The organism is Halorubrum salipaludis (assembly GCF_002286985.1).
Classification (GTDB): Archaea; Halobacteriota; Halobacteria; order Halobacteriales; family Haloferacaceae; genus Halorubrum; species Halorubrum salipaludis.
The window spans coordinates 15,932-40,324 of sequence record NZ_NSKC01000008.1 but is presented as its reverse complement, the minus strand read 5'-3'; the positions used below and the strand labels follow the sequence as shown (position 1 = coordinate 40,324).

General features: G+C 71.0%; 26 protein-coding genes and 2 tRNA genes. 13 read left to right on the top strand and 15 right to left on the bottom strand.

What is annotated here, in order from left to right; translation table 11 throughout:
* The first annotated feature begins 8 nt into the window (after window positions 1-8).
* The 3 genes from pan2 to CK500_RS11790 all read left to right on the top strand — a co-directional run bounded on the left by pan2 (window position 9) and on the right by CK500_RS11790 (window position 2,689).
* On the top strand, window positions 9-1,232 hold the full coding sequence (gene pan2, locus CK500_RS11800) for a proteasome-activating nucleotidase Pan2 (RefSeq protein WP_095637420.1): 1,224 nt from the start codon (window positions 9-11) through the stop codon (window positions 1,230-1,232).
* Window positions 1,233-1,688: 456 nt separating this feature from the next.
* The gene (locus CK500_RS11795; RefSeq protein WP_095637419.1) at window positions 1,689-2,234 is read left to right on the top strand and encodes a pyruvoyl-dependent arginine decarboxylase; all 546 of its coding nucleotides are present in this window, start codon (window positions 1,689-1,691) and stop codon (window positions 2,232-2,234) included.
* Window positions 2,235-2,311: 77 nt separating this feature from the next.
* The gene (locus CK500_RS11790; protein ID WP_095637418.1) at window positions 2,312-2,689 is read left to right on the top strand and encodes a DUF5811 family protein; all 378 of its coding nucleotides are present in this window, start codon (window positions 2,312-2,314) and stop codon (window positions 2,687-2,689) included.
* Between the two features lie 7 nt (window positions 2,690-2,696).
* Here the strand turns inward: CK500_RS11790 and CK500_RS11785 are convergent, their stop codons facing one another.
* The 3 genes from CK500_RS11785 to CK500_RS11775 all read right to left on the bottom strand — a co-directional run bounded on the left by CK500_RS11785 (window position 2,697) and on the right by CK500_RS11775 (window position 6,347).
* Window positions 2,697-3,605: a M14 family metallopeptidase gene (locus tag CK500_RS11785; protein ID WP_095637417.1), complete on the bottom strand. Its 909-nt coding sequence runs from the start codon at window positions 3,603-3,605 to the stop codon at window positions 2,697-2,699.
* 64 nt (window positions 3,606-3,669) lie between these two features.
* On the bottom strand, window positions 3,670-5,283 hold the full coding sequence (locus CK500_RS11780; RefSeq protein ID WP_095637416.1) for a lipopolysaccharide biosynthesis protein: 1,614 nt from the start codon (window positions 5,281-5,283) through the stop codon (window positions 3,670-3,672).
* 77 nt (window positions 5,284-5,360) lie between these two features.
* Window positions 5,361-6,347 carry an aldo/keto reductase gene (locus tag CK500_RS11775; protein WP_095637415.1) on the bottom strand — a complete coding sequence of 329 codons (987 nt, stop codon included), beginning with the start codon at window positions 6,345-6,347 and terminating at the stop codon, window positions 5,361-5,363.
* A 140-nt stretch (window positions 6,348-6,487) separates the two neighbouring features.
* On the opposite strand from CK500_RS11775, the gene CK500_RS11770 reads away from it, so the two are divergent.
* Window positions 6,488-6,817: a transcription factor S gene (locus CK500_RS11770; protein ID WP_095637414.1), complete on the top strand. Its 330-nt coding sequence runs from the start codon at window positions 6,488-6,490 to the stop codon at window positions 6,815-6,817.
* Window positions 6,818-7,460: 643 nt separating this feature from the next.
* Here the strand turns inward: CK500_RS11770 and CK500_RS11765 are convergent.
* From CK500_RS11765 to CK500_RS11740, 6 genes are all read right to left on the bottom strand, one after another.
* The gene (locus CK500_RS11765) at window positions 7,461-8,087 is read right to left on the bottom strand and encodes a CocE/NonD family hydrolase (RefSeq protein WP_095637413.1); all 627 of its coding nucleotides are present in this window, start codon (window positions 8,085-8,087) and stop codon (window positions 7,461-7,463) included.
* A 21-nt stretch (window positions 8,088-8,108) separates the two neighbouring features.
* On the bottom strand, window positions 8,109-8,507 hold the full coding sequence (locus tag CK500_RS11760; RefSeq protein WP_095637412.1) for a DUF5778 family protein: 399 nt from the start codon (window positions 8,505-8,507) through the stop codon (window positions 8,109-8,111).
* Window positions 8,508-8,574: 67 nt separating this feature from the next.
* Window positions 8,575-9,552 (bottom strand): HhH-GPD family protein, encoded by a 978-nt coding sequence (locus CK500_RS11755; RefSeq protein WP_095637411.1) that lies wholly within the window; start codon window positions 9,550-9,552, stop codon window positions 8,575-8,577.
* 25 nt (window positions 9,553-9,577) lie between these two features.
* Window positions 9,578-10,240, bottom strand: coding sequence for a DUF7384 family protein (locus CK500_RS11750; RefSeq protein WP_095637410.1), 663 nt, complete (start codon window positions 10,238-10,240; stop codon window positions 9,578-9,580).
* A 92-nt stretch (window positions 10,241-10,332) separates the two neighbouring features.
* Window positions 10,333-10,404: transfer RNA gene (locus CK500_RS11745), tRNA-Thr, on the bottom strand.
* A 95-nt stretch (window positions 10,405-10,499) separates the two neighbouring features.
* Window positions 10,500-11,165 (bottom strand): DUF7114 family protein, encoded by a 666-nt coding sequence (locus CK500_RS11740; protein ID WP_095637409.1) that lies wholly within the window; start codon window positions 11,163-11,165, stop codon window positions 10,500-10,502.
* Between the two features lie 59 nt (window positions 11,166-11,224).
* On the opposite strand from CK500_RS11740, the gene CK500_RS11735 reads away from it, so the two are divergent.
* The 5 genes from CK500_RS11735 (at window position 11,225) to CK500_RS17420 (ending at window position 14,219) form a co-directional block, all read left to right on the top strand.
* Window positions 11,225-11,920, top strand: coding sequence for an enoyl-CoA hydratase/isomerase family protein (locus CK500_RS11735; protein WP_095637408.1), 696 nt, complete (start codon window positions 11,225-11,227; stop codon window positions 11,918-11,920).
* Between the two features lie 112 nt (window positions 11,921-12,032).
* Window positions 12,033-12,103 (top strand) — tRNA-Gly (locus CK500_RS11730).
* A 160-nt stretch (window positions 12,104-12,263) separates the two neighbouring features.
* Window positions 12,264-13,292, top strand: coding sequence for a thymidylate synthase (gene thyA, locus CK500_RS11725; protein WP_095637407.1), 1,029 nt, complete (start codon window positions 12,264-12,266; stop codon window positions 13,290-13,292).
* Window positions 13,292-13,867, top strand: coding sequence for a dihydrofolate reductase (locus tag CK500_RS11720; protein ID WP_095637406.1), 576 nt, complete (start codon window positions 13,292-13,294; stop codon window positions 13,865-13,867). Before thyA ends, CK500_RS11720 begins: the two co-directional genes overlap by 1 nt.
* Window positions 13,868-14,042: 175 nt before the next feature.
* Window positions 14,043-14,219 carry a DUF7501 family protein gene (locus tag CK500_RS17420; RefSeq protein WP_198951555.1) on the top strand — a complete coding sequence of 59 codons (177 nt, stop codon included), beginning with the start codon at window positions 14,043-14,045 and terminating at the stop codon, window positions 14,217-14,219.
* 35 nt (window positions 14,220-14,254) lie between these two features.
* Here the strand turns inward: CK500_RS17420 and CK500_RS11715 are convergent, their stop codons facing one another.
* From CK500_RS11715 to CK500_RS11705, 3 genes are read right to left on the bottom strand one after another with little or no spacing between them, the layout of a single operon-like run.
* The gene (locus CK500_RS11715; RefSeq protein WP_095637405.1) at window positions 14,255-15,466 is read right to left on the bottom strand and encodes an ABC transporter permease; all 1,212 of its coding nucleotides are present in this window, start codon (window positions 15,464-15,466) and stop codon (window positions 14,255-14,257) included.
* Window positions 15,463-16,203, bottom strand: a complete 741-nt coding sequence (locus tag CK500_RS11710) for an ABC transporter ATP-binding protein (protein ID WP_095637404.1) — start codon at window positions 16,201-16,203, stop codon at window positions 15,463-15,465. Before CK500_RS11710 ends, CK500_RS11715 begins: the two co-directional genes overlap by 4 nt.
* Window positions 16,196-17,599 carry a COG1361 family protein gene (locus tag CK500_RS11705; RefSeq protein WP_198951554.1) on the bottom strand — a complete coding sequence of 468 codons (1,404 nt, stop codon included), beginning with the start codon at window positions 17,597-17,599 and terminating at the stop codon, window positions 16,196-16,198. Before CK500_RS11705 ends, CK500_RS11710 begins: the two co-directional genes overlap by 8 nt.
* Before the next feature lie 230 nt (window positions 17,600-17,829).
* Between CK500_RS11705 and psmA the strand changes: the two genes are divergently transcribed.
* Both psmA and CK500_RS11695 read left to right on the top strand, forming a co-directional pair.
* The gene (gene psmA, locus CK500_RS11700; protein ID WP_095637402.1) at window positions 17,830-18,630 is read left to right on the top strand and encodes an archaeal proteasome endopeptidase complex subunit alpha; all 801 of its coding nucleotides are present in this window, start codon (window positions 17,830-17,832) and stop codon (window positions 18,628-18,630) included.
* A 107-nt stretch (window positions 18,631-18,737) separates the two neighbouring features.
* Window positions 18,738-19,619, top strand: coding sequence for an MOSC domain-containing protein (locus CK500_RS11695; RefSeq protein WP_095637401.1), 882 nt, complete (start codon window positions 18,738-18,740; stop codon window positions 19,617-19,619).
* Between the two features lie 30 nt (window positions 19,620-19,649).
* Here CK500_RS11695 and CK500_RS11690 read toward each other — a convergent pair whose 3' ends face one another.
* Together CK500_RS11690 and CK500_RS11685 are read right to left on the bottom strand one after the other, a co-directional pair.
* Window positions 19,650-20,558: a hypothetical protein gene (locus CK500_RS11690; protein ID WP_095637400.1), complete on the bottom strand. Its 909-nt coding sequence runs from the start codon at window positions 20,556-20,558 to the stop codon at window positions 19,650-19,652.
* 149 nt (window positions 20,559-20,707) lie between these two features.
* On the bottom strand, window positions 20,708-21,577 hold the full coding sequence (locus tag CK500_RS11685) for a CheF family chemotaxis protein (RefSeq protein WP_095637399.1): 870 nt from the start codon (window positions 21,575-21,577) through the stop codon (window positions 20,708-20,710).
* A 169-nt stretch (window positions 21,578-21,746) separates the two neighbouring features.
* Between CK500_RS11685 and fer the strand changes: the two genes are divergently transcribed.
* Window positions 21,747-22,136: a ferredoxin Fer gene (fer, locus tag CK500_RS11680; protein WP_095637398.1), complete on the top strand. Its 390-nt coding sequence runs from the start codon at window positions 21,747-21,749 to the stop codon at window positions 22,134-22,136.
* Between the two features lie 129 nt (window positions 22,137-22,265).
* On the opposite strand, the gene CK500_RS11675 is transcribed toward fer, so the two are convergent.
* A complete protein-coding gene (locus CK500_RS11675) occupies window positions 22,266-22,916 on the bottom strand; it encodes an HVO_0476 family zinc finger protein (RefSeq protein WP_095637397.1) in 651 nt (216 codons plus the stop codon).
* Between the two features lie 149 nt (window positions 22,917-23,065).
* Here CK500_RS11675 and prs point away from each other — a divergent pair, with 149 nt between their 5' ends.
* Window positions 23,066-23,920, top strand: coding sequence for a ribose-phosphate diphosphokinase (prs, locus tag CK500_RS11670; protein ID WP_095637396.1), 855 nt, complete (start codon window positions 23,066-23,068; stop codon window positions 23,918-23,920).
* The last annotated feature ends 473 nt before the right edge of the window (window positions 23,921-24,393 follow it).

The window sequence follows — 24,393 nt, the reverse complement described above, 5'->3', positions numbered from 1 at the left end:
GACAACCAATGTCTCATAGCCCCTCACTGCCCGACCGTCCCCGTCTGGAGCTCGATCCGGAGATGAGCGAGACGGAACGGCTCGAGGCGATCCGCCAGCATTACCGGCGGATACTGCAGGTCAACGACGAGCTCGAGGACCGCCTCGACGACGCGCAGGACCGGCGAGGCGAGCTGAAGGCGGACGTCGACGAGCTGAAACGCGAGAACGAGGTGCTGAAGACCTCCTCGCTGTACATCGCCTCCGTCGAGGAGATCACGGAGGACGGCGTCGTCATCAAGCAGCACGGTAACAACCAGGAGGTGCTGACGCAGGCGTCAACGACGCTGGAGTCCGACCTCCGTCCGGGCGACCGCGTCGCGATCAACGACTCCTTCGCGGTCCAGCAGGTGCTCGACGACGAGACCGACTCGCGGGCGCAGGCGATGGAGGTCACCGAGTCGCCGGACGTGACCTACGACGACATCGGCGGCATCGACGACCAGATCCGCGAGGTCCGCGAGGCCGTCGAGGACCCGCTCGAGGACCCCGAGCAGTTCGAGAAGGTCGGCGTCGAGCCCCCGAGCGGCGTCCTCCTCCACGGCCCGCCGGGCACCGGGAAGACGATGCTCGCGAAGGCGGTCGCCAACGAGTCGGACGCCACCTTCATCAAGATGGCCGGCTCCGAGCTCGTCCGGAAGTTCATCGGCGAGGGCGCCCGGCTCGTCCGGGACCTGTTCGAGCTCGCCGCCGAGCGCGAGCCCGCCGTCATCTTCATCGACGAGATCGACGCGGTCGCCGCCAAGCGGACGGACTCGAAGACCTCGGGCGACGCCGAGGTCCAGCGCACGATGATGCAGCTGCTCTCCGAGATGGACGGCTTCGACGACCGCGGCGAGGTCCGGATCATGGCCGCCACCAACCGCTTCGACATGCTCGACGAGGCCATCCTCCGTCCGGGCCGCTTCGACCGCCTCATCGAGGTGCCCGAGCCCGGCCCCGAGGGCCGCGAGCGCATCCTGGAGATCCACACCCGCGACATGAACGTCGCCGAGGGGACCGACGTGGGCGCGGTCGCCCGCGAGCTCGACGGGTACAGCGGCGCCGACATCGCCTCGCTGGCCACGGAGGCCGGGATGTTCGCGATCCGCGACGGCCGCACCGAAGTGACGCAGGCGGACTTCGAGGCGGCCCGCGAGAAGCTGCAGGACGCCGAGCAGACCGAAGAGCAGGTCATCAACTACCAGTACTGACGGTATCGATTGCGGGTCGGGTTTGAGTGTTCTGGGATTTTTGACCGCGGATCGACGATGATGGCCTCCAAAGCCTCAGTCGCTCGCTTATAAGCGGTCGTCTACGGATCGACAGTGAACACGTCCAAAGCCCCAGCCGCGAGGCGGGCGCACGCTCGCTGCGCTCCTTACTCGGTCGCGTTGCTCCCTCGTTGCGGTGCTTACGTCGCCTGCGCCCGCCTCGCGGCTGCCCCTTTGAGTCCCACTCCCACCCGCACCGCGACCGCAGCCTCACGCCTCCCCAGCCTCGCGGTTCGCGCTCTCCGAGCGCTCACCGCGTCCCTCGCACGCGCTCCTCGCGGTCGCCGAGGGCGACCGCTCGGAGGCGCGCGCCACCGCATTATCATTTATAAGGGTTCGTCGTCGACGACGACCGCTTCGTAACCCCTTACCTCCCGGGTCGCCGACCTCCCGTCGATGAACACCATCCACGTCGCCGGCGGCGTCGGCGTCGCCGACACGGCGATGGCCTCCTACGACGCCGCGCTCGCGGACGCGAACCTCCACAACTACAACCTCGTCGCCGTCTCCTCGGTCGTCCCCGCCGAGGCGACCGTCGAGTCGGTCGACGAGGCCCCCGACCTCGGCCCCGCCGGCAACCGGCTCACGGTCGTCGAGGCGCGGCGGACGGTCGGCCCGGGCGACGCGGTCGACTTCCGCGAGGGCGGCCGCGCCGGCGCGGAAGACGCAGAGTCGAAGCGCGCGCCGCGCCGCCACCCCGACGTGGCGGCCGGGCTCGGCTGGGCCACCGGTCCGGGCCCCGGGCTCTTCTACGAGGTGACCGGCGAGGACCCGGACGACGTGCGCGAGCGGATCGAGGCGGGGCTCGACGCGGGCGGCGACCTCCGCGACTGGGACCTGCCGGACCGCGAGCTCCGCGTCGAGACGGCGGCCGCGGAGCCCGACCGCTTCACGACCGCGGTCGTCATCGCGGCGTACGGCGAGTCCGAGCCGATCCTGTAAGCTCCGAGCGAACCCCCCGTCGGATCGCTCCCGCCGACGCCTTTTTGAGTCGGCTCCGCGTATCCAGCGTGTCTTCGATGAACGGCAACAACCCGTACGCCGGGGCACCGGGTGTGACGAACGCGGGCGAGCCCGCGGCCGTCGACCTCTCTCCGGACCAGAAACGGCGGCTCCGGCGCGCGGTCGCCGGAATCGTCTCCCGAACCGAATCGTATCTCCCGGACAGCTACGCCGTCGGCTCCGAGCTGTCGGTCGGCGCGAACGGGCCGCAGGCGACCGTCGCCGTCAACCCGCCCGCCGGTCACCCCGTCTCGGCCGGATTCACGCCCGACCCCGACGAGCTCGAGGCCGGCATCGCCGACGCCGACACCGACGAGGTCGCGCGTGGGCTGGCCGCCAGCGCCGCGATGCAGGTGATGGACGCGGTCGGCGACGTGACGCCGACCGCGAAGTGAACGCGGGCTACTCCGTCTCCGCTTCTTCGACCGTTCCGTCCGCTTCCTCGACCGTTCCGTCCGCTTCTCCGCGGCTCTCGCTTCCCGCCGCGTCGTCCACAGCGCCCGGCGGCTCCAGCGTCCCTGCCACGCGCCCGTAGATCCCGAATATCTCCTCGTATCCGTGCTCGCTCGCAAGTATCGGGACCACGCCCGACTCCTCGACGCGGTGGGTGTACACGTCGTCCTCGGCGAACACCTCCCCGACGGGTATCTCCTCGAAGTTGGCGAAGTGGACCGTCGGCTCGCCGCCGCCCTTCGGCACCTCCTCGTCGCCCGCGACGACCGTCGTCTCCGTGAACGTCGGCGGCTCGTCGTCGATCGCGCCGTGGGCCCGGAGGAACGCCAGGCACGCCTCGTAGCCGAATTCGACGGCTTCCTCGCTGCCCTGTCGGCCGACCTCGATCGAGACGGTGTGCGGGATCGTCGAGTCCAGCGTCGTCCCGCGGAGCCCGCTCGCGTCGACGACGTAGTCGACGGGCATCGCCGTCACGGTCCGGCGGACTGACGGCGTGAGGCCGCTGTGGATCGCGAAGGGCGGGGGCGCGCTGTGTGAGGTGTGGAGCGCCAGCACCGCGTCCATCCCGTCCAGTTCGGCCGCGAGCCGCGGCGCGAGCGCCCGCTCGTACTCGTCGCTGTCGGCGTCGCCCGGGAACGCGCGATTCAGATCGGCGTCCGTGTACCGGGTCCCCGCCGCCAGCGCCGGCTCGTTGGCGACGATCAGGCGGACGAGCCCGTCGCCGGAGCCTTCTCCCTCCGCGTCGAGCTCGTCGGCGAGCCGCCTGACGATCCGCTCGCCGGCGGGTTCGTCGCCGTGGATCCCGCCGACGATCGCGACGCGGGCCGAGCCCGCGGACCCGCGGTCGATCGTTTCCATACCTCCACTACGCGTCGGTCCTGATAAAGTGTCGCCGTTGCGAGCCGGACCGGCGGTGTGTGACCTACCGACCGAGCCGCTCCGCGAGCGCCGCGCGGTACCGCCTCGCCAGCTCCCGGGCCACGAGCCGGTCGCGGGGATCGACGCCGAGGACGCGGAGCGCGCCCGCGTAGACCGCCAGCCCGCCCGCGGCCCCGACGACGATCGCGGCCCGCCCGGGAACGACCGCCCGGATCGCTCGCATCGCGAGGAGGGTCACGCCGCCGGCCGCGAGCGGGGTGAGGTAGGTCCGGTCGAACGGCCACAGTCCCTCGAAGCGACGCAGCAGGACGACCTGGATCCCGTTCTGGACCGCGATCGCCAGCGAGGTGCCGAGCGCGGCGCCGACGAGCCCGTACCGGACCACGAACGCGTACGTCAGGGCGACGTTGAGGACGGCGAGCAGCCAGTCGAGCGCCATCCGGGCGTACTGGTGGTCGGTCATCATCAGGAGCCAGCCGGTCGCGCCAACCGCGCTGCCGACGAACACCCCGCCGAGGTAGACGACGAGGGGGACGTACCCGGCGACGTAGGGCTCCCCGAACAGCCCGAGCAGCTCCCGGCCGTACACGACGAGCACGGCCAAGATCGGGATCACGCTCGTGACGATCTGGCGGGTCACGGAGCCGTACACCGCGTTGAGCGTCTCGGTCCGGTCGTCCGCGTACAGCTCCGAGGCGACCGGCGGCAGCAGCTGGTTGAACGAGAGCAGCGGGATCCACGCGATCGCGATCAACACGAGGACGACGTTGTACACCCCCGCCGCGGTCGCGGTCAGCAGCGCCCCGACGAGCAGCACGTCGACGCGGTTCTGGAACACCTTCCCGAGGCTGCTCATCGCGACCGGCGCCGCGTGGTCGTAGAACCGCCGCGCCTCTCCGCGTACCCCCCGAAGCGACGGGACGACTCCGGTCACCCGCGCCGAGAGGGGCGCGGCGACCGCCGCGAGCAGCGCGGTGGCGACGACGATACCGCCGGCGACGCCGACGACGGAGTAGCCGAGCGCGAGCGCCGTGAGCGCCCCGACGAGCCGGACGCCCGGGCGCAGGAGCTTGTTGAAGGCGATCTCGCCGCGGGCGGAGCCGACCGCGCGGAAGATCGCCGACGCGACCATCACGACGCCCAGCAGCCCGACGAGGAACCCGAACGCGCGCATCGTCGCCGGGAACGCGGGGTCCTCGACGGTGAGCGCGTCGATCCGCGGCGCGGCGAGCCAGATCCCGGCGGCGATGGCGGCGCCGAACCCGAGCGTCGTGGCGTACGCGAGCCCGGCGACGACCCCCTGCCTGTCGGGGTCGTCCGCGTACTCCGGGAGGTACCGCTGGAGCGCCGGGACGCTCCCGAACGTAACGAGTCGAGAGAGCAGTTGTGCGATCCGCCACGCCAGCGCGTACACGCCGTAGGCGGCCGGACCGAGCCCCCTCGCGAGGACGAACTCCGTCGCGGCCGTGAGCGCGCGCTGGCCGGAGACGCCGCCGGCGGTGATCACCGCCCCGCCCGCGATCGTCATGAGCGCCTCGCGCTCGTCGTCGGGAACGGCGTCGTCGGCGTCGCTCGTGGTGTCGGCGTCGCTTGCGGTATCGGCGCCGCTGGCGGAATCGCCCGCCGCGTCGCCGCCGGCTCCGGATCCGTCGTTCACGAGTCACCTCGACGTGACCCGGCTCGGGAGAAAAGCGCCTCGTTCTCTCGGCGGTCGAGTCGAACCGGTCGAGCCGGCTACCAGCGGTGGTGCACGTGTTCGCGGACGTACTCGTCGTACACCGCGTTCGCGGCCTCGCGCTCGGCGTCGGACAGCGGGGCGGCCTCGCTCGCGGCCGCGTTCGACTCGATGTGCGCCGGCGTCGTCGAGCCCGGAATGACCGTCGAGACGGCGTCGTGGTCGAGGATCCAGCGCAGCGCGAACTCCGGTAAGGCCCGGTCGTCGGGGATCCGATCTTCCAGCGCGTCGACCGCGTCGAGGCCGGTCTCGAAGGGGACGCCGGCGAACGTCTCGCCCACGTCGAAGGCGTCGCCCTCGCGGTTGTAGTTGCGGTGGTCGTCCTCGGGGAACTCGGCGTCCCGCGAGAGCGCCCCGGTGAGCAGGCCGGAGGCGAGCGGCACCCGGCAGATCACGCCCACGTCGCGCGCGGCGGCCTCCTCTAAGAACAGCTCGGCCGGACGCTGGCGGAAGGGGTTGAAGATGATCTGGACCGTCTCGACGCCGGGGTACGCGATCGCCTTGAGCCCCTCCTCGACGCGCTCGACGCTGACGCCGTAGCTCGCAATCTTCCCCTCGTCGGCGAGGTCGTCGAGCGCGTCGAACGTCTCCGGGCGGTAGTAGACGTCCGTCGGCGGGCAGTGGAGCTGGACCAGGTCCAGCGTCTCCATTCCGAGGTTCTCCCGCGACCGGTTCACGAACCGGCGGAGGTTCGCCTCGTCGTAGCCGTCGGCGACGTGGGGGTCGAGCCGGCGGCCGGCCTTCGTCGCCACCGTCACGTCGCCGCTCGCGATGTCGTCTTCGAGCACGTCGCCGAGGATCTGCTCGGAGCGCCCGTCGCCGTACACGTCCGCGGTGTCGAAGAAGTCGATCCCGGCGTCGCGGGCGGTCTCGACGGCTTCGACGGCCTCGGCCTCGCTCACGTCGCCCCAGTCGCTCCCGATCTGCCACGAGCCGTAGCCGACCTCGCTGACCGCGCCGACGTTCCCGAGCGTTCGGTGGTTCATGTTCACCCACCACTGATCGGGGCGAACGCAAGGGCGTTCCGGAGGCGGAACCGGGGGCACTCGCGGCGCGCGGCCGGCGAGCACCCCCGCCGCCCGCAGTCACGGGAGCTAAACGGCTCGACGCCCTACCGGCCACGTATATGCAGTTCTGTGACGACTGCGGCTCGATGATGGTCTCTCGCGACGGGGAGATGGTGTGTCAGAACGACGACTGCGGCGGCACCGCCGAGCGCGACGAGGGGCTCGCGGCCGCGTTCGAGTCGACGACCGAGCAGACCGGCGACGAGGTGATCGAGACCGAGGAGGGCGCGAACTTCGAAGGGAAGCCGACCGCCGACGACATCGTCTGCGACGAGTGCGGCCACGGCGAGGCGTGGTACACGATCAAACAAACCGGCGCCGCCGACGAGCCCCCGACGCGATTCTTCAAGTGCAAAGAGTGCGGGCACCGGTGGCGAGGGTACAACTGATCGGTTCTGTCGTAAACGCTGTCGTCGAGATCTCGTCCGAAACACCCGGTCGCGGAACGACGTTTTGATCGATTGCGGGAGTGAGTCTCGCAAATTGGCTGTTCGGTTGTTTATAAGTCTGATTTTGGTGTTGCTGTCGGCTGTTTATACGTGGTCGACGGCTCTGCGGTGAAGACCTGTAAAGCCCCAGCCGATCACTTATAAATGGTTAACTGGAGATCGGCGGCGAGGACCTCCAAAGCCCCAGGCGTGAGGCGCCCAGACACTCGCTGCGCTCCTCGTCACTCGTTCCACTCGTTCCTGCGGTGCTTACATCGTCTCTGGGCGCCTCACGCCTGCCCCTTTGAGCCCCCACCCCGCACAGCAACCGCAGCCTCACGCCTCCCCAGCCTCGTCGGCGGCTCCCGTTGGTCGCCGCCGACTCCCTCGTGCGGTCTCCTCGCGGACCTTCGGCCCGCTCGGAGGCGCACGCCACCGCGGCGTCCTTTATAAGCGATTGTCCCTGTCGCTCACAGCTATTTAAATACCGTATCGTCCCCACCGATTTGCGAGACTCACTCCCGTAATCGGTCGTCACTCTGCCCGTACCGAGGACAACACGGACAGCCATCCGCCGGGGAGTTCACCGGAACCGCCGGACCACTTATAACCCGTCCCACAGCCGCGGTCCGAGAAACGCTGCCACCGCCTCTCCCACGTCTCCCGCCCGCCCCACGAAGAAGTGGTCGGACTCGAACGCCCGCGTCTCGATCCCGAGCTCCTCCGCCCTCGCCACGACGGGCTCCCAGTCGGCCGTCGAGTCGCGGGTCGCGTACAGGATCCGCGTCGCCACGCCGAGCTCGACGAGGTCGTCGAGGGCCGCGAGCGCGTCCGCGTCGGGGTTCAGCCGCGCGGTCGGCGCGAGCGCGCAGACCCCGGCGAGGCCGGGGCGGGACGCGGCCGTGACGAGCGCGATCGTTCCGCCGAACGAGAAGCCGAACAGGCCGACGCGATCGTAGCGCTCCGCGGCCCACCCCACCGCGTTGTCGGCGTCGGTGCTCTCGCCGTACCCCTCGTCCCAGTCGCCGTAGTCGAACCGGAGGCAGTCGATCCCCCGGTCGGTCAGGGCGTCGCTCACCGCCCGCAGCCGCTCGTCGCCGCGGTGGCCGCGCTGCTGCGGGTGCGGGGGGCAGGCGACGACGACCGTCTCCGACTGAGAGCCGTCGCTCGCGGCGGTGTCGAGGGTGGCGCGCACGTCGCGGCCGCCGGGGATCAGGACGGTGTCGCTCACGGACTCGGGAAATCCGCCGCGTCAGGGGACCTGCGTCACGCGATCAACGTCGTCAAGCTCGGCGAGGTCGGCCGCGAGCGCCTCCTGGTCGACGTTCGCCTCGTAGTAGAACACGAGATCGAAGGTGCCGTCGCGGAGGAGCTGCTGGCACTCCCAGACGAACTCCTCGTCGTCGAGGGTGCGCCCTTGGAACTGGTTCGACGAGAAGTCCGTGTCGTCGTTGCCGGCCTCGATGTACGCCTCGCCCTTGCCGGCGTGGTCGGCGATGACCTCGTTGATCGCGACCGTGAGCTCGTGCATCTCCAGGTCCTCCTGGCCGCCGAGCGTCGTGTGGACGATACAGCCCGCGAGTTCGATGTCGCCCGGCTCCAGTAAGGCCTTCGTCCGCGTGTAGAGGTCGGCGTCGACGGTCTCGCTCATGGTCGGCTATTCCGGCTCCCCTGATAAACGAATGACGGTTCACCGCCGCGTTCCCAGGCTCCGGGACTCACCGCCGGAGGGAGACGACGGTTTCACCGGAGTCGTCCCCCGCCGCGGGCTCCTCCACCGCCACGAGCCCGTCGTCCGCGAGGTCGTCGATCAGCCCGCGCAGCCACTCCCGCCCGTGCTCGCCGTCGGGCGCGTAGTCGACGCGAACGCGGGGACCGAGCTCGTCGAGCGCCAGCGCGTCGTACTCGCCGAGCGTCCGGACGACCCGCCCGCGGAACTGTCGGCGGCTCCCCTCGAAGCTCGGCTGTTCGGGCACGTCGGGCGCGGTGAAATCGCCGGTCTCGTAGGCGTGACACCACCCGCGCCACGGGCAGCCGGCCTCGTCGCAACGCGGGGTCGTCCCGCAGGCGACGCCGCCGAGCTCCATGATCGCGTTGTTCCAGACGCGGGACTCGCCGTCGGGCATCACGCGCGAGGCGACCCGCGCGAACGCGTCGTCGTCGTCTGGCACCGCGAACGCACGGTGGAGCACCCGCTTCACGTTGGTGTCGACGACGGCGTCGCCGTTATTGAACGCGAACGACGCTACCGCGTTGGCGGTGTAGGGGCCGACGCCCATCAGCTCCTGGAGCTCTTCGGGGGTCTCCGGAAACGTCCCGTCGTACTCGCCCTCGACCTGTCCGGCCGCCTCGTGGAGGTACTTCGCGCGGTTGTTGTAGCCGAGCGAGTGGTCCGACCAGAACGCGACCACGTCGCCGCGGTCGGTCGCCGCCAGGGCCGCGGTCGTCGGCCACTCCTCGAGGAAGTCCTCCCACGCGGGGACGACCCGATCGAGCTGGGTCTGCTGGCTCATCACCTCGCTGACGAGGATCTCGTAGGGGTCCTCGGTGCGCCGCCACGGGAACTCGCGGTGGTCGGCCTCGTACCAGTCGACGAGCGCCTCGCGGACCGCGTCGAGGTCGGCCGGCAGCGCCGGGGCGTCGCCCTCGGCGAGCCCCTCCGGGCCGCCCTCCGCGGTCGCGTCCGAGTCGGTCATTACCGTCGCTCCGGCCGGCGGCGGTTTATCCGTGCTGGTCCGCGTCGGGGTGTCCGCCGGCACCGCCCTCCACCGGCTCCATCGAGCGTGGGTCGCGGTCGGGACCCGGATACTCCCCGCCGACGGCCTCCGGGTACAGCCCCGCCGGCGAGAAGACGGTCGCGAACGCCCGCGGCTCCCGGACGCTCACCGCCATCCGGTCGCGGAGCCCGGCCGCGGCCCGCGGGCCCGTGAGCGACGGGTCGAAGCTCACGACCTGCATCGCGCCGCCGCGGTACGCGGACGCCAGCGCCGGGTGGTCGCCGGGGGGCTGTGCCACCGGTTCGCGCCACGCGGCGACCGCGTCGCGCCAGTCGGCCGCCAACCCCTCGTCGGCGAGCGCGGCGATCACCGCCTCGGCGTCGTCGAGAAGCGGGTCGCTGGCGACGAGTGTCGTCCACGCGTGCGAGCGCAGCGCGTCGAGCGCCTCGCGGGCCGCCCCGCCGACGAGGAGGTCGGCCGCGAGCACGTCGGCGTCGGCGACGACGCGGGCCGGGCTCGGCTCGGGGTCGACGGGCGGGAGGGTCTCGGCGTCGCCCTCGGCCTCGGTGGCGTCCAAGTCCGATCGTCGCTCGGCCAGCGCCGCGCTCACCGCCTCGGCGTCCGCGTCGTACTCGGCGGCCCGGTCGAAGAGGTCGGCGAAGGTCATTGTCGAGGGATCGGGGGCGACGGATATCGGGCTTGCGGCCGAGGGCCGGAGCGGGTCGAAGCCGGGGCTGGTCGAACGGGAATTGGAAGAAGAGCCTAGGCCGAGATTTGAACTCGGGGTCTCGTCCTTACCAAGGACGCGCTTTACCGCTAAGCTACCCAGGCACGCAATCAGTCGTTGACCGGATTCGACTTTATGGGTTTCGATTCGGGGGCGACCCGTCACGCGGACACACACCGCCCTGTCGCCGTCGGGCGACTCAGCGATCGGTCGCGCTCACGGCGCGGTCGGAGATGTCGGCGATCCGGTCGGCCGTGGTCTCCGGGAGCGCGCGCCCCGGCGGCGGGAACTCGCCGTCGTAGTCGGCCGCCAGGTCGCGGGCGTACGTCAACAGCTCCTCGGGCGGGTCGCCGCCGACGGCGGTGGTGCCGGCGACGACCGCGAGCTCGAGGGCGTCGATCTCCAGGTTCCGGTCGAGCGCGGTCGCCGCGGCGGGGTCGGTCCCCTCGCGGTCCCGGAGCGTCTGGTCGCGGCCGAACGCGCGCACGACCTCGACCGCGGCCGCGGCGGCGTCGGTGCACGCCAGCAGAGCGAACCCGCGCGAGACGAGCACGTCGGCGGTGAGCACGTCCATGTCGGCGTCGATGTCCGACTCCTGCGTGGGCGCGGTCACCCACGGCTCCTCGTGGGCCACCGACCGGGTGAGCCGGAGGCCCTCGTAGATGAGCTGGACGCCGGCGGCCCGGTCGACCACCGCGTCGGGGTCGACCTCGGGGTCGACCGCGCGGGCGGTGACGAGCGCCAGCACCCCCGGGGTCACGGCGGCGTTCGCGATCCGGTCTTCGAGGGCCTCACGCAGCTCGTCGGGCTCGACGTCGGCGAGCGCCTCAGACGCGGCGTCACGCGCTCGCGCGGCATCGTCCATTACGTAACGGTAGTCGATCGAGGGGCAAAGACCTTTGGAAACGAACGGGATACGCGACCGTGATCCGCACCCGAGACGACGACGGGATCCGCGTCGTGACGATCGACCGCCCCGCGCGCCGCAACGCCCTCCGCCCCGAGGACCTGACCGCGCTCCGCACCGCCGTCGCCGACGCCGACGCGCCCGTGACCTACCTTCGCGGTGCCGGCGAGGCGTTCTGTGCCGGCGCCGACCTCGACGTCGTCGCCGCGCTCGACGATCCGGAGTCGTTCGCCCGCGCGGGCCAGCGCGCGGCCGAGGCGATCGCCGGCGCCGAGACGGTCGTCGTCTGCGGGATCGACGGCGCGGCCCGCGGCGGCGGGGTCGAGATCGCGCTCGCGGCCGACCTCCGAATCGCCACGCCCGCGGCGACGTTCGCGGAGCCGGGCGTCCAGTTCGGGCTGTTCGGTGCGTGGGGCGGGACCGTCCGTCTGCCGCGAATCATGGGCGAGGGCGACGCCCTCGACTTCGCGCTCTCGGGGCGCGTGCTCGACGCGGACGAGGCGCTCCGGACCGGGCTCGTCTCCCGCGTCGTCGACGACCCGCGTTCGGTCGCCGACGAGATTGCAAGCGGGAAGCCGGACGCGCTCCGCGCGATCAAACGCCGGGTCCGCGACCGCCGCGACGACGAGGCGCAGGAGCGGGCGGAGGCGACCGCCTTCGCCGAGCTCGTAGCCGAACACGCCGACGATATCGCGGCGACGCGCGGGGAGTAGTCTCGCCTCGGAACTCATCCCCTCATCCGAGGTCTCCGGGCCCGTCTTCTTGCGGTCGGTCGGATGTGACAGGTTTAAGTAATCCTCCGACTAACCAGCGAATGCGAAGCACGCACCGGTAGTGTAGTGGTATCACGCAACCTTGCCATGGTTGCAACCCGAGTTCAAATCTCGGCCGGTGCATTTTGCGAACTGCCTAGCCGGGTAGTCTCACCTCGCTCTCAAACCGCTCGCGACGACTCCGGCGTACCGACCCACCGGCAACCGTCACGGTTAGGTTCGCCCGTTCGTTTGCACACGTAAACCCGTCTCTCCGGCGAGTGCGCGGAGAGTCCGATCCACCATGCAACAGTACCTCGATCTCGTCGACGAGACCCTCTCGACGGGCACGTACAAGCCGAACCGGACCGGCGTCGACACGATCGCGACGTTCAGCGGGCAGTACACCGTCGACCTCGCGGAGGGGTTCCCGCTCCTTACGACCAAGAAGATGGACGGCTACCGCTGGAACTCGCTGATCCACGAGGTGCTCTGGTACCTCTCCGGCGAGGAGCACATCCGGAACCTCCGCGAGGAGACCAAGATCTGGGACGCGTGGGCCGACGAGGAGGGCAAACTCGACACCGCCTACGGCCGCTTCTGGCGCCGGTTCCCCGTGCCGGACGGCGTCGACGCGCTTCCCGGGGAGACGTGGCCCGAGGACGCCCACCGCTGGGTGACCGTCGAGGAGGGACCGGACGGCGCCGAGCGCCGGACCTTCGACCAGATTCAGTACGTGCTCGACACCTTAGCGGAGAACCCGCAGTCGCGCCGGATGGTCGTGAACGCGTGGCATCCCGCCAACGCCGCGGTCTCGACGCTCCCGCCGTGTCACTACACCTTCGTCGTGAACGTACAGGACGGGCGGCTCAACCTCCACCTCACGCAGCGCTCGGGGGACATCGCGCTCGGGGTCCCGTTCAACATCGCCGCCTACGCGCTGCTCGCGAACGCGCTCGCGCAGCGGACGGGGTTCGAGGTCGGCGAGTTCGGTCACACCGTCGTCGACGCCCACGTCTACTGCGGGCGCGGAGAGCGCGGGAAGTGGTACGCGAACAACCTCCCGTACGTGCAAGACCGGCTCGCGAACGTCGAGAGCAAGGCCGACTACCTCGACGTGAAGAGCTGGGTCGAGCGCACGGCCCCCGACGAGGCCGACGGCGAGGAGGGGTACGACCACGTCCCCGGCCTGCTCGAACAGCTCTCGCGGGAGCCGCGCGAGCGCCCACGGATCGAGATCGCGGACGTGCCGCTCGACGAGCTCACCTACGAGGACGTCGAGGTCGTCGACTACGACTCCGCGGACGGGATCTCGTTCGCGGTCGCGGAGTGATGGCCGGCGACGCGTCCGACGGCGAGGCGTCCGGCGGCGCGGACATCGACCTCGTCGTCGTCGCCGCGGTCGCCGAAAACGGCGTCATCGGCGACGGCGGCGGGATGCCGTGGCACTACCCGGCCGACCTGGCGCACTTCAAGCGGCTCACGACCGGACATCCCGTGATCGTCGGCCGGACGACCTACGAGAGCATCGCCGACCGGATCGGCGGCCCGCTCCCCGACCGCACCAGCGTCGTGCTGACGACGCGCGACCTCGATCTCCCCGAGGGCGCCGTCGTCGCGAGCGACGTCGGGGAGGCCGTCGACCTCGCGACCGCCGACGCGGCCGAGCGCGGCGTCGACGCGGTCTACGTGATCGGCGGCGCGACCGTCTACGAGCAGCTCCTCGACCGCGCCGACCGGATGGTGCTGACCGAGGTCCCCGAGCGCCCCGACGGCGACACGCGCTTTCCGGACTGGGACCCCGAGGAGTGGGCCGAGGCGGAACGCGAAGTCGTCGGGACCGGTGACAACGACGAAACCGACGCCGCCGACCTCGCGTTCGTCACCTACGAGCGAACCGTCGACTGAAGGGGACCGACTCCCCTGCCCGTTGGCAGATCGAAGTCTGCTAGGTTGGAATCAAATCTGGTTATTTCTGGCTATTCAGTCAGTAATCCCCGTTAGCCACAGAATTTCGGCTACTGTCTTCGCGAAATAGCGATCGAGAAAACATTTTTCACGCTACATCGTGTTGTGTGTTCACATGGCACTGTCAGAAACCGCGATCGAGCCCAAACGGTGTCCGTTCTGCGGGGCGACACTCGCGTCGCCCGGCGCGGGCTTCATGCGCCACGTCGAGGCCGAGCCCGAGTGTCGCGACGCGTTCGAGACGTGGCGCGACCGCATCACCGACGACATGCGGGCCGGCTGGGCGGGGTGACGGCCCCGCCGTATCGAGGCTCGTGCGAGTCCGAATCAGCTCCGCAGCGCCTCCACGGGGCGCTCGTTCGCGGCCTTCCACGCCGGGTACGCGCCGCTGACGATCCCGACGCCGACGCCGAAGCCGAGCGCCAACAGGAGGTAGTAGCCGTTCGTCGGGTCGAGCACGAGCGCCGCGTCGACCGCGGGCGTCGCGGCCACCAGCCCGGCGACGAGCAGCACGGTCAACAGGGTCCCAGCCGCGGCGCCCGCCGCGCCGATAAGCCCGGCCTCCGCTAACAGCACGCGCAACACGTCTCGACGCGTCACGCCGACCGCGCGCATCACGCCGATCTCCTGTCTGCGCTCGACCGTGCTCATCAGCATGACGTTGAGGATCGAGACGCCGGCGACCACGAGCGAGATGGCGCCGAGCCCGAGGAGGAACGTGCTCAAGAGATCGAAGAAGTCGTTGATCTCGTCGACGAGCGCCGCCAGCTCGAACAGGTCGACGCGCTCCTCCCGGGCGTTCACCTCCTCGCGGATCGCGTCCGCGGCGGCCCGCGCGGTCGCCCCCGACTCCGCGACGACCAGCGCCTGCGCGTAGCCGTCGGCGGCGAACGCCGACTCCGGGAGGAAGACGGCGTCGTCGGGCGCCACCGGGCTGAACGTCTGGCTCTCGGCGAGCACCGCGACGACGCGGACCTGCGACCCCGCGATCCCGACGGTGTCGCCCGCCCCGAGGCCGAGGTCCTCGGCGACGCCCGCGCCGACGATCGCCCCCTGCCTGTGGCGGTCCGGGAGCCTGCCCTCCGCGGCCTCGAACGCGAGCCCCGGCTCCTCGACGCCGTAGACCGTCGCGAAGGTCTGTGAACTCGGCCCCTCGACGACCGCGTTGTCGGAGTACAGCGGGACGACGGCCGGGTCGCCGACCGCCGGGTCGTCGACGGCGCGGCGGATCGCCGCCACGTCGGCCGCCGAGAGCGACTCCACGCCGGCGTCCGCGTTCGGCGAGACTACCACTTGCGTGCCGATGTCGCCGATTGCGTCGTCGGCGCCGAGCGCGAGCACGTTCCCGAAGATCCCCAGCCCCGCGACCGCGAGCACGCCGATACAGACGCCGAGCACCGCGAGCATCGTTCGGACGCGGTTCCGGCGGAGGTTCCGCGCGGCCATCGAGACGGCGGGTCGCCAGCCCCGGAGCCAGCCCCTGGCGCCCTCGCTTCCGCCGCCCACGCCGGGCTCCGGGCCCCCCGATCCCTCCGTCATCGTTCCCCCGGTCTGAGAGCCGCGTCGGCGTCCCGGTCCGAAGGCCCCTCGGCCGGGGGGTCCCTGCCCGGGATCCCGCCCTCCAGGACCCCGTCCGTGAGCTCGACGACACGGTCCGCGTACTCCTCGACCAGCGGGTCGTGCGTGACGGCGACGACGGCGACCCCCTCCTCCTTCACGCGCTCGAACTCGGCGAGGATCGACTCGCCGGTCTCCGTGTCGAGGTTCCCCGTCGGCTCGTCCGCGAGCAGCACCGCCGGCTCGTTGATGAGCGACCGGGCGATGGCGACCCGCTGTTTCTGCCCGCCGGACAGCTCCGAGGGCTCGTGGTCCAGCCGGTCGCCGAGCCCGAACCGGCCGAGCAGGTCGGCGGCGCGGTCGCTCGCGTCCCCCGGGTCGAACGCGGTCGGGAGCGCGACGTTCTCGACCGCGGTCAGCGTCGGCAGGAGGTGGAAGTCCTGGAAGACGAACCCGATCGACTCCTTGCGGGCCGCGGTGCGCTCGCCGACGGTGAGCTCGGTCACGTCGGTCCCGTCCAGCAGGCGCCACCCGTCGGTCGGGTCGTCGAGGAGCCCGAGCACGTTGAGCAGCGTCGACTTCCCGGAGCCGCTGGGGCCGACGACCGCGACGAACTCCCCCGGCTCGACCGCGAAGTCCACGTCGTCGAGCGCCACGACGGGCTCGGCGCCCGCGCCGGGGTACCGCTTGGTCGCGCCGCGCAGTTCGACGCTATACATCGCGTCGACGGACCGCGCTCCCGACGACCGCGACGCCCGCGCCGCCGACGAGTCCGACGATCCCGAGCGCCCCCAGCGTCCCGACGCCGCCGGAGCCGCCTCCGCCGCCGTCGCCCGACTCGGGGAGCGCCACCGTCGTGGTCTCAGTGTACCGGACGCCGCGCTCGGTGTACGCGATCCGGATCGGGATCGAGTCGGCGACGGAGGCGTTCGCCGTCGTCCGCAGATCGAAGGCGACGAAGTCGCCCGCCCCCACGCCGCCGACGAAGTACTCCCGGCCGGCCGGGGTCGGCTCGACCCCCTCGGCGCCGGCGACCGAGACGACGACCCCCTCCAGCTCGCCGGTGCCCGCGTTGCCGAGGTTCGCGTCCACGACCACCTCGCCGCCCTCGGTTGTCCGGACCGCCGCGTCGGTGACGGTCGGGGCGCCCTCGCGCGTTGGGTACCGGACGGACGAGGTCGCCGTCCGGTTCGCGCCGGCCCCGGCGGGCGCGTCGAGCTCGGACCGGAACGCCGCCGTAACCGTCACGTCCGAGCGCTCGTCGAGGGGACCGAGGTCGACGATCACGCGCCGCTCCTCGCCCGGCGCCACGTCCTCCACGACGAACGGGCCGGCCTCGACGGTCGGGTCGGCCGCGTCGGACTCCCCGGCGTCGCCGTCATCTCCCCTGCCAGCCTCGACCGGCGTGCCGACGGCGGTCAGGTGCACGCGGTCGGCGGTCGACGTCCCGGTGTTGACGACGGTCACCGCCACCGGCGAGTCCGCCGATCGGACCGACTCGGCCGCGTCGTCATCGGACGACTGGAGCCCGCCGCCCCCGCCGCCGAAGACCCCCTCGATGCCGTCGACGCCGATCCCGCCGGCGCTCTGGTCCTCCTCGTCGCTCCGGAGGTCCTCCGGCGAGAGCGCCCGGGCCCGCACGTCGAGCGCGACCTCGGCCGGCTGGACGTCGACGACCACGTCACGCGTCACGGTGACGGTCTCCCGGTCGTCGCCGTCGGTCGCCTCCCCCTCGGCGACGACCTCGACCGTGAGCCGGTGCTCGCCCGGCTCGTCGAAGCGGGTCCACAGGACCACGTCGGTCGCGTCGCCCGCCGAGAGCGCCCCGACCGCGGTCGCCTCGTCGCGGGAATCGCGGTCCGCGTCCTCGTCGTCGCCGCCGTCCGCGTCGATGAGCCGGACGCTCGTCACGTCCGCCGCCGCCGGGCTCCCGCCGGAGTTCGAGACGGTCACGTTCAGCGCCGTCCGCTCGCCGACGGCGGGCTCGCTCGAACTCACGTCCACCCCGTCGATCGCGATCCGGGCGTCGGGCACCGCCGCGGCCGCGCCGACGGCCCCCAGGAGCGCCAGCAGGGCCAGCAGCGCGGCTGTGGTTCTCGTGGGTGTCAATGTCACCCCTCTTAGGGGAGTCTCGGGGATATATCCGTCGCAGGCGGGGATCGAAGACCCGTCGCAGACGACGAGCGCGGCGGCGAACTCCGCGGCGATCTCTCCGGCGTCGACGCGGACGGATAGGGTGCGGGGTCCCGATCCGAGCGTACCGGTTACGGTTGCTTTTTCAACCGTCCGGTATAAGAACGGGTAATGAGCCAGCGCGACACCGCGAGAGCGGGTGATCGACGATGATGGGCGGCAACGACCAGCAGGCGTACGACCGCGGCACGTCGCTGTTCTCGCCCGACGGACGGATCTATCAGGTGGAGTACGCCCGCGAGGCGGTCTCGCGCGGCGCGCCGAGCGTCGGCGTCCGGACCGCCGACGGCGTCGTCTTCGTCGCGATGTCCCGCGCCTCCTCGACGCTGATGGAGGCCGAGAGCATCGAGAAGCTCCACAAGCTCGACGACCACCTCGGCACCGCGAGCGCCGGCCACGTCGCCGACGCCCGCCAGCTGATCGACCTCGCGCGCCGCCAGTCGCAGGGGAACCGCCTCCGCTACGGCGAGCCCGTCGGCGTCGAGACGCTGACGAAGTTCGTCACCGACCACATCCAGGAGAACACGCAGCGCGGCGGCACTCGGCCGTACGGCGCCGCGCTCCTCATCGGCGGCATCGACAACGGCGAGCCGCGCCTGTTCGCCGCCGACCCCTCCGGCACCCCGAACGAGTGGAAGGCGACCGTCATCGGCGGCGGCCGTCAGGACATCCAGGGCCACCTCGAAGAGGAGTGGACCGAGGGGCTCTCGCTCGACGCGGGCGTCGAGCTCGGCATCGCCGCGCTCGCCGCCCACGACGACGAGTTCGAGCCGGAAGACCTGGCCGTCGCCACGGTCACCGAAGCCGACGGCTACCGGACCCTCCCGGTCGAGGAGATCGCCGAGGCGTTCGAGGCCGCCGGGCTGACGGTCGGCGACGAGGACGAGGAGGGCGACGACGCGGACGCCGGCGAGGCGGACGCTGACACCGACGACACCGACGACGAGGAGTAACCCCCTCGTCTCTCGACGCCTTTCTCCGCTTTCTCCGCTTCCTCCCGCTCGTCATCCGCTTTTCCCGCCTCCCGGACCCTTTTGTCGCCGCCTGCCGAACCGCGGATATGGCACGCATCGCGGAACTCGTCGCGTACCCGCTGAAGTCGAACGACGGGGTGGCACTCGAACGGGCCGAGATCGGCCCGAACGGGGCCCTCCGCGGCGACCGTACCTACGCGCTCGTCGAGGCGGGCGTCGACCCGCACGCGGCCTCGGTCGGCGGCGACGGCGGTTACGTCAACGGGAAGAGCGAGCCGGCGGTCCACGGGCTCTCGGCGACCTACGAAGTCGCCGGCCCGACGGACGCGACGCCGACCGCGGTGACCCTCTCGCGGCCGGCGCGTCCGGAGACGGGAGCCGCCGCGGACGAGGAAACGTTTACGCTCCCCGACGACCGCGAGGCGCTGGAGGCGTGGGTCGGCGAGTACCTCGGCTACGCGGTCGATCTGGTCCGCGAGCCGGACGGCGGGCTCCCCGACGACCGGGCGGCGCCGGGACCGACCGTCGTCTCGCGGGCGACGCTGGAGGCGGTCGCCTCGTGGTTCGACGAGGTCGACGACGCGACGGAGATGCGGCGGCGGCTCCGCCCCAGCGTCGTGCTCGACGACTGCCCGGCGTTCTGGGAGGACCGGCTGTTCGCCGACCGCGGGGAGGCCGTGCGCGTCTCCGTCGGAGAGGGCGAGCTGTTCGGCGTCAACCCGTGTCAGCGCTGCGTCGTCCCCTCGCGGGACCCGGACACGGGCGAGCCGATCGACGGCTTCCGCGAGACGTTCATCCGGAAGCGCCGCGAGACGCGGCCGGCGTGGACCGAGGGCGACCGGTTCGACCACGACTTCCGGCTGATGGTCAACACGGTCGTCCCGGAGGCGGAGTGGGGCTCGACGCTCGCGGTCGGCGATGCGGTCGCGATCGAGGGCGTCGAGCCGGAGCCGAACGGCGGGAACTGAAGGAGACGGAATGAAACGGCGGGCGGCCGGCTACCGACCGCCGTCGGTCATCGCCACCGGATCGCCGTCGGCCAGTTCGCCCTCCGCGACCTCGGCGTCGGGGGCGCTTCCGGCCGACTCCGCCGCCCCGTGGTCCTCGGCGGCCGGGTCGGCCGCGCCGAAGTGGGCCCAGAGGGTGGCGCCCGCGACCGCGTAGGCGACGAGGTCGTAGTGGACCGTCCCGTCGAAGCCGGTGAACGCGGCGGCGGTGCTGTAGGCGAACAACCCGGCCACGCCCCCGACGAAGAGGGCGTCGGTCGTGAGCCGCCCCTCCGCGAGCGCGCCGAGCGCCCGGCGGATGCGCGGGGCGCAGGCGACGAGGAACGCGATCCCCGACAGCGCGCCGAGGTTGACGAAGAAGTGCGTCGCCATCCGCGAGTCGAGGAGCGACTGCAGGTACGACACCGTCATCGGATCGTAGAACAACCACTCGATGCGGGTCGGGTACAACACGGCGATGTACGGCGTCGCGACCATCAGTCCGAACAGCACGGCGACAGCGACGCGGGCGGACGCGAACTGCGAGGCCCGCCGCGCCTCGAACGCCCGGTCCGCGGGGTCGACGACGAGCCCGCACGCCGTCAGCGTCTCACGGATGTCGTCCCGGGACACCGACGGGTCGTGGTGGACGCCGACGGTGCCGTTCCGCGCGGTCGCCGACGCGGCGCTCACGCCGTCGCGGTCGCGGAGGACGGCCTCCAATAGCCCCTCTCGGCGCTTCGTGTCGATCCCCTCCACGGAGAAGGTGTCATGGACGTGCTGTTCGGGCACCCGCGCGACCCGCGGCCCCGAGTCGGGACCGGACGCGTCGGCCAAAGCGGAGTCGGCCGGCGCGTCGATCCCCCGATCGCGGACCGCGGCGTCGAGGCGCGTCGACCGCCCGCGGTGGTCGTCTGTCATGTGAACTACCTACACGCGTATCGCCATGAAACTTCCCCCGCTCGGGGTCCAGCGCGGGTCGCTCCCGGCGTCTCTCGGAGAGCGGGGCGCGGAGTGTGGGAAGCGGGGCGCGGGGCGCGAGGAGTAGGGCGCCGGGCCCGGAGGGCCGGCTAGGAGTTGACCGACTCCATGTACGAGGTGACGATCATCTGGCCCTTCCGCGTGAGCGCGGCGCCCGCGTCGCCGTCGACCACGAGGTCCTCCTCGCGGAGCGTGTCGAGGACCATCTCCGTCTGCGCCACGTCGCCGGTGATCACGTCGGCGATGTTCGCCTCGCCGCCGGCGGAGTAGATCGACACGAGGATCTCCAGCTGCTCCTCCGTCGGATCGAACGCCTCGACGTCCTCCATCACCTCGTCGTACTCCAGCTTGATGTACCGGCCGAGCACGTTCAAGATCCGCTTGTCGGGGACCGTCGCGATCGACGTCACAGTCTGGGTCTCGGGGACGTGGCGGAACACGAGCGCGGGACGCTTCGTGCCGGCGATCGTGCGGTCGGTCCGCTCGTAGTCGATGACCGTGGAGAGGTCGACCTCGAACGGCTCGGGGCAGTCGGCGAAGCCGATCGCGCCCGGCGAGAGGCTGATCGACGCGGTGTGGTCGGACGCGTCGGTGACGCGGCCGCCGAGCTTCGCCGGGTGGCGGACCGTGACCGTCACGCCGCGCAACAGGGCCTTGAACAGCAGTCGAGTGAACCGCTCCATGTCGTCCGGCTCTCCCTCGACAAGGGCGGTGCCCCGCTGTCCGTCTCGATCGTACGCGACGGTGACGCTGTCGCTGAAAAACGACTGGAGGTCGCCGGGGACGGTGCCGACGACGATGTCGAACACCTTCGAGAGGGGGACGGTCGTCTTCCCGTCGTCGGTGGCGAGCACGAGCCGGCGCTGGCTCAGGAGGACGCGGCCCGTCACGGGTTCGCCGCTTCCGAGGTCGGAGGTGTGGACGCGGCCGACGAAGTCGGCGACGACGGACTCTTCCATCGGACTCTGCTTGCGGCTCTCCGGTATTTACTGTTTCTCCTGACGTATCATTCGTGATAACACGCCGACAGATGGAGAACGAACGTGTTCGGGCGTTCGGGGTGGGCGATCGTCCGAGAAAAACGCGGAACAGCAAAGCCTAATGAGGTGGGCATCAAACCGCCGGGTGATGCCCACAGTAGAATACCTCAACTACGAAGTGCTCGACGACCACGGCTGGTCGATGGACGACGACGACCTGTTCGAGGAGGCCGCCGACGCCGACCTCGACGACGAGGATTACGGTACCCTCGAAGTGAATCAGGGCGAGTACATCCTCGAGTCCGCCGAGGCCCAGGGCTACGACTGGCCCTTCTCGTGCCGCGCCGGCGCCTGCGCGAACTGCGCCTCCATCGTCAAGGAGGGCGACATCGAGATGGACATGCAGCAGATCCTCTCCGACGAGGAGGTCGAAGAGAAGAACGTTCGCCTGACCTGCATCGGCAGCCCGGCGACGGACGAGGTCAAGATCGTCTACAACGCGAAACACCTCGACTACCTGCAGAACCGCGTCATCTAACGCCGCTCCGACCACGCCGCGGTCGTACTCACAGACGGTGTTCGATGTGGGTCGCCCCCATCGGTGCCACCGTTTTTTCGAAGGACTCGTTCCGAACAGCGACCGCTCGCCCGAGACTCCCGCTTCGGTCTACCAGGCCGACCACGCCGTCAGACTCTCGTCGCGGGCGTACACCCGCTTGCAGTCCTTGGCGTACGCGAAGTCGCCCTCGTGGTCCAGCTTCTCGTGGCGGTACTCGGGGGCGTCCTCGCGGATCTGGACGCCCTCGACGGTGAACTCCTCTTCGCCGAAGACCTCGGTCTCGCCGACGGTGAACTCGTAGTCGCCGGGGACGTTCACCTGCAGCGAGCGCGTCTGGTCGGCGTTGCCGTCCTTCGGGTGGAGCGTCACCGGGACGGAGACGTTGTCGACCGCGCGGGTCCACAGCGTCTCGACGGCCTCGATGTCGGCCTCCTCGACGCGCTGTTCGGGGCCGACCTCGATCCCGGTCACCCGGACCTGCATCAGGGCGTCGGGCGAGTCGACGACGAACTCCTCGCCCGTGGCGACGTAGGTGTCGGCGGGCACGTCCATCTCGGTCGAGAACGACTCGCCGTCCTGCGAGACGACGACGGTCAGCCGGACGGTCTCCTCCTCGGGGATCTCGGCTTTGTGCGTGTGGTCGCACTCGGTACAGCGAACGGTCGCCTGCCCGCCGGGGCGCAACACTTCGTGGACGGTCTCCTCGCCCGACGAGCACGACGGGCAGACGAGACCGACTCGGTCTCCGGTTTCGGTCATTACGGCGTCGTATCCGCCGCTCGCGTAAATATCCGCCCCTGTGGCCGCGGTGCGTCACACGCTCGCGTGGGGCTCGATCGGCGGCCGATCGGACTCCGAGGCGGGCGAGTAAGGAAACTGGTTTATCGGTGTCTGGGGAACGGACGCCCATGATCGTACCCGGATCCAGCTCACAGCTGCTCGCGGCCGCGCTCGCCGAGGAGACGGGTCGGCCGCTGGCGACCCCGACCTACGACCGGTTCCCGGACGGGGAGGGGCTCGCGGCGGTCCCCGACTTCGCGGGCGACGAGGCGGTGATCGTCGCCGCGACCGACTCCGACGAGGCGTGGGTCGAACTGCTCCAGCTCCAGGACGCCGTCCGCGAGGCCGGCGCCGAGCGCGTGACGACGGTGATCCCCTACATGGGGTACGCCCGGCAGGACGCGTCGTTCGGCGACGGCGAGCCGGTCTCGGCGCGGGCAATGGCCCGGGCGATATCGACCGGGACCGACCGCGTCGTCCTCGTCAACCCCCACGAGGCGGGCGTCGCCGACTTCTACGACGCCCCGGTCGAGACGGTCGACGCCGCCGGCGTGCTCGCGGAGCCCCTGCCGGCCGTCCTCGATTCCCCCCTGTTCCTCGCGCCCGACGAGGGCGCGGTCGGCATCGCGGAGACGGTTCGGGACGCGTACGGCGCGGGCGAGACCGACTACTTCGAGAAGCACCGCGACCGCGACACGGGCGCGATCGAGGTGTCGCCGTCGGACGCGCCCGTGGAGGGACGGGACGTGGTCGTCGTCGACGACATCGTCGCCACCGGGTCGACGATGAGCGAGTCGGTCGCCGTCCTGAACGACCGCGGCGCGAAGCGGGTGCTCGCCGCCTGCGTCCACCCGATGCTCGCGGCCAACGCCGTGACGAAGCTCCGCGGCGCCGGCGTCGACCGCATCGTCGGCAGCGACACCCTCGAACGCGGCTGCAGCGTCGTCAGCGTCGCGCCCGTCCTCGCCGACGCGCTCGACTGACCCCGTCCGATATACGGTCGTTCTTGATTGAGTTCGGGAGTGGGTATCGCAAATTGATGCGAGCGATCTTGCATTTAAAAGGATATAAGCGACGGCGACGATCACTTATAAATGCCGTGCGGTGGCGCGCCCCGGTGAGCGGCCGCCCTCGGCGGCCGCGAGCCGACGGTGCGAGGGAGTCGCTGGCGGCGATAGCCGCCAGCGACGAGGCTGGGGAGGCATGAGGTGCTGTGCGGTCGCGGTCGGGTGGGATTCAAAGGGGCAGTCGTGAGGCGGGCGGAGGCGACACAAGCACCGCAACGAGGGAGCGGTAGCGACCGAGTGAGGAGCGCAGCGAGCGTCCGCCCGCCTCACGGCTGGGGCTTTGGAGGGCTTCACCGCAGCATCATCGATCGCTTATAAACAGCCGACGGCAACAACTCAATCCGACTTATAAACAACCAGATCACCAACGTGCGAGACTTACTCCCGCC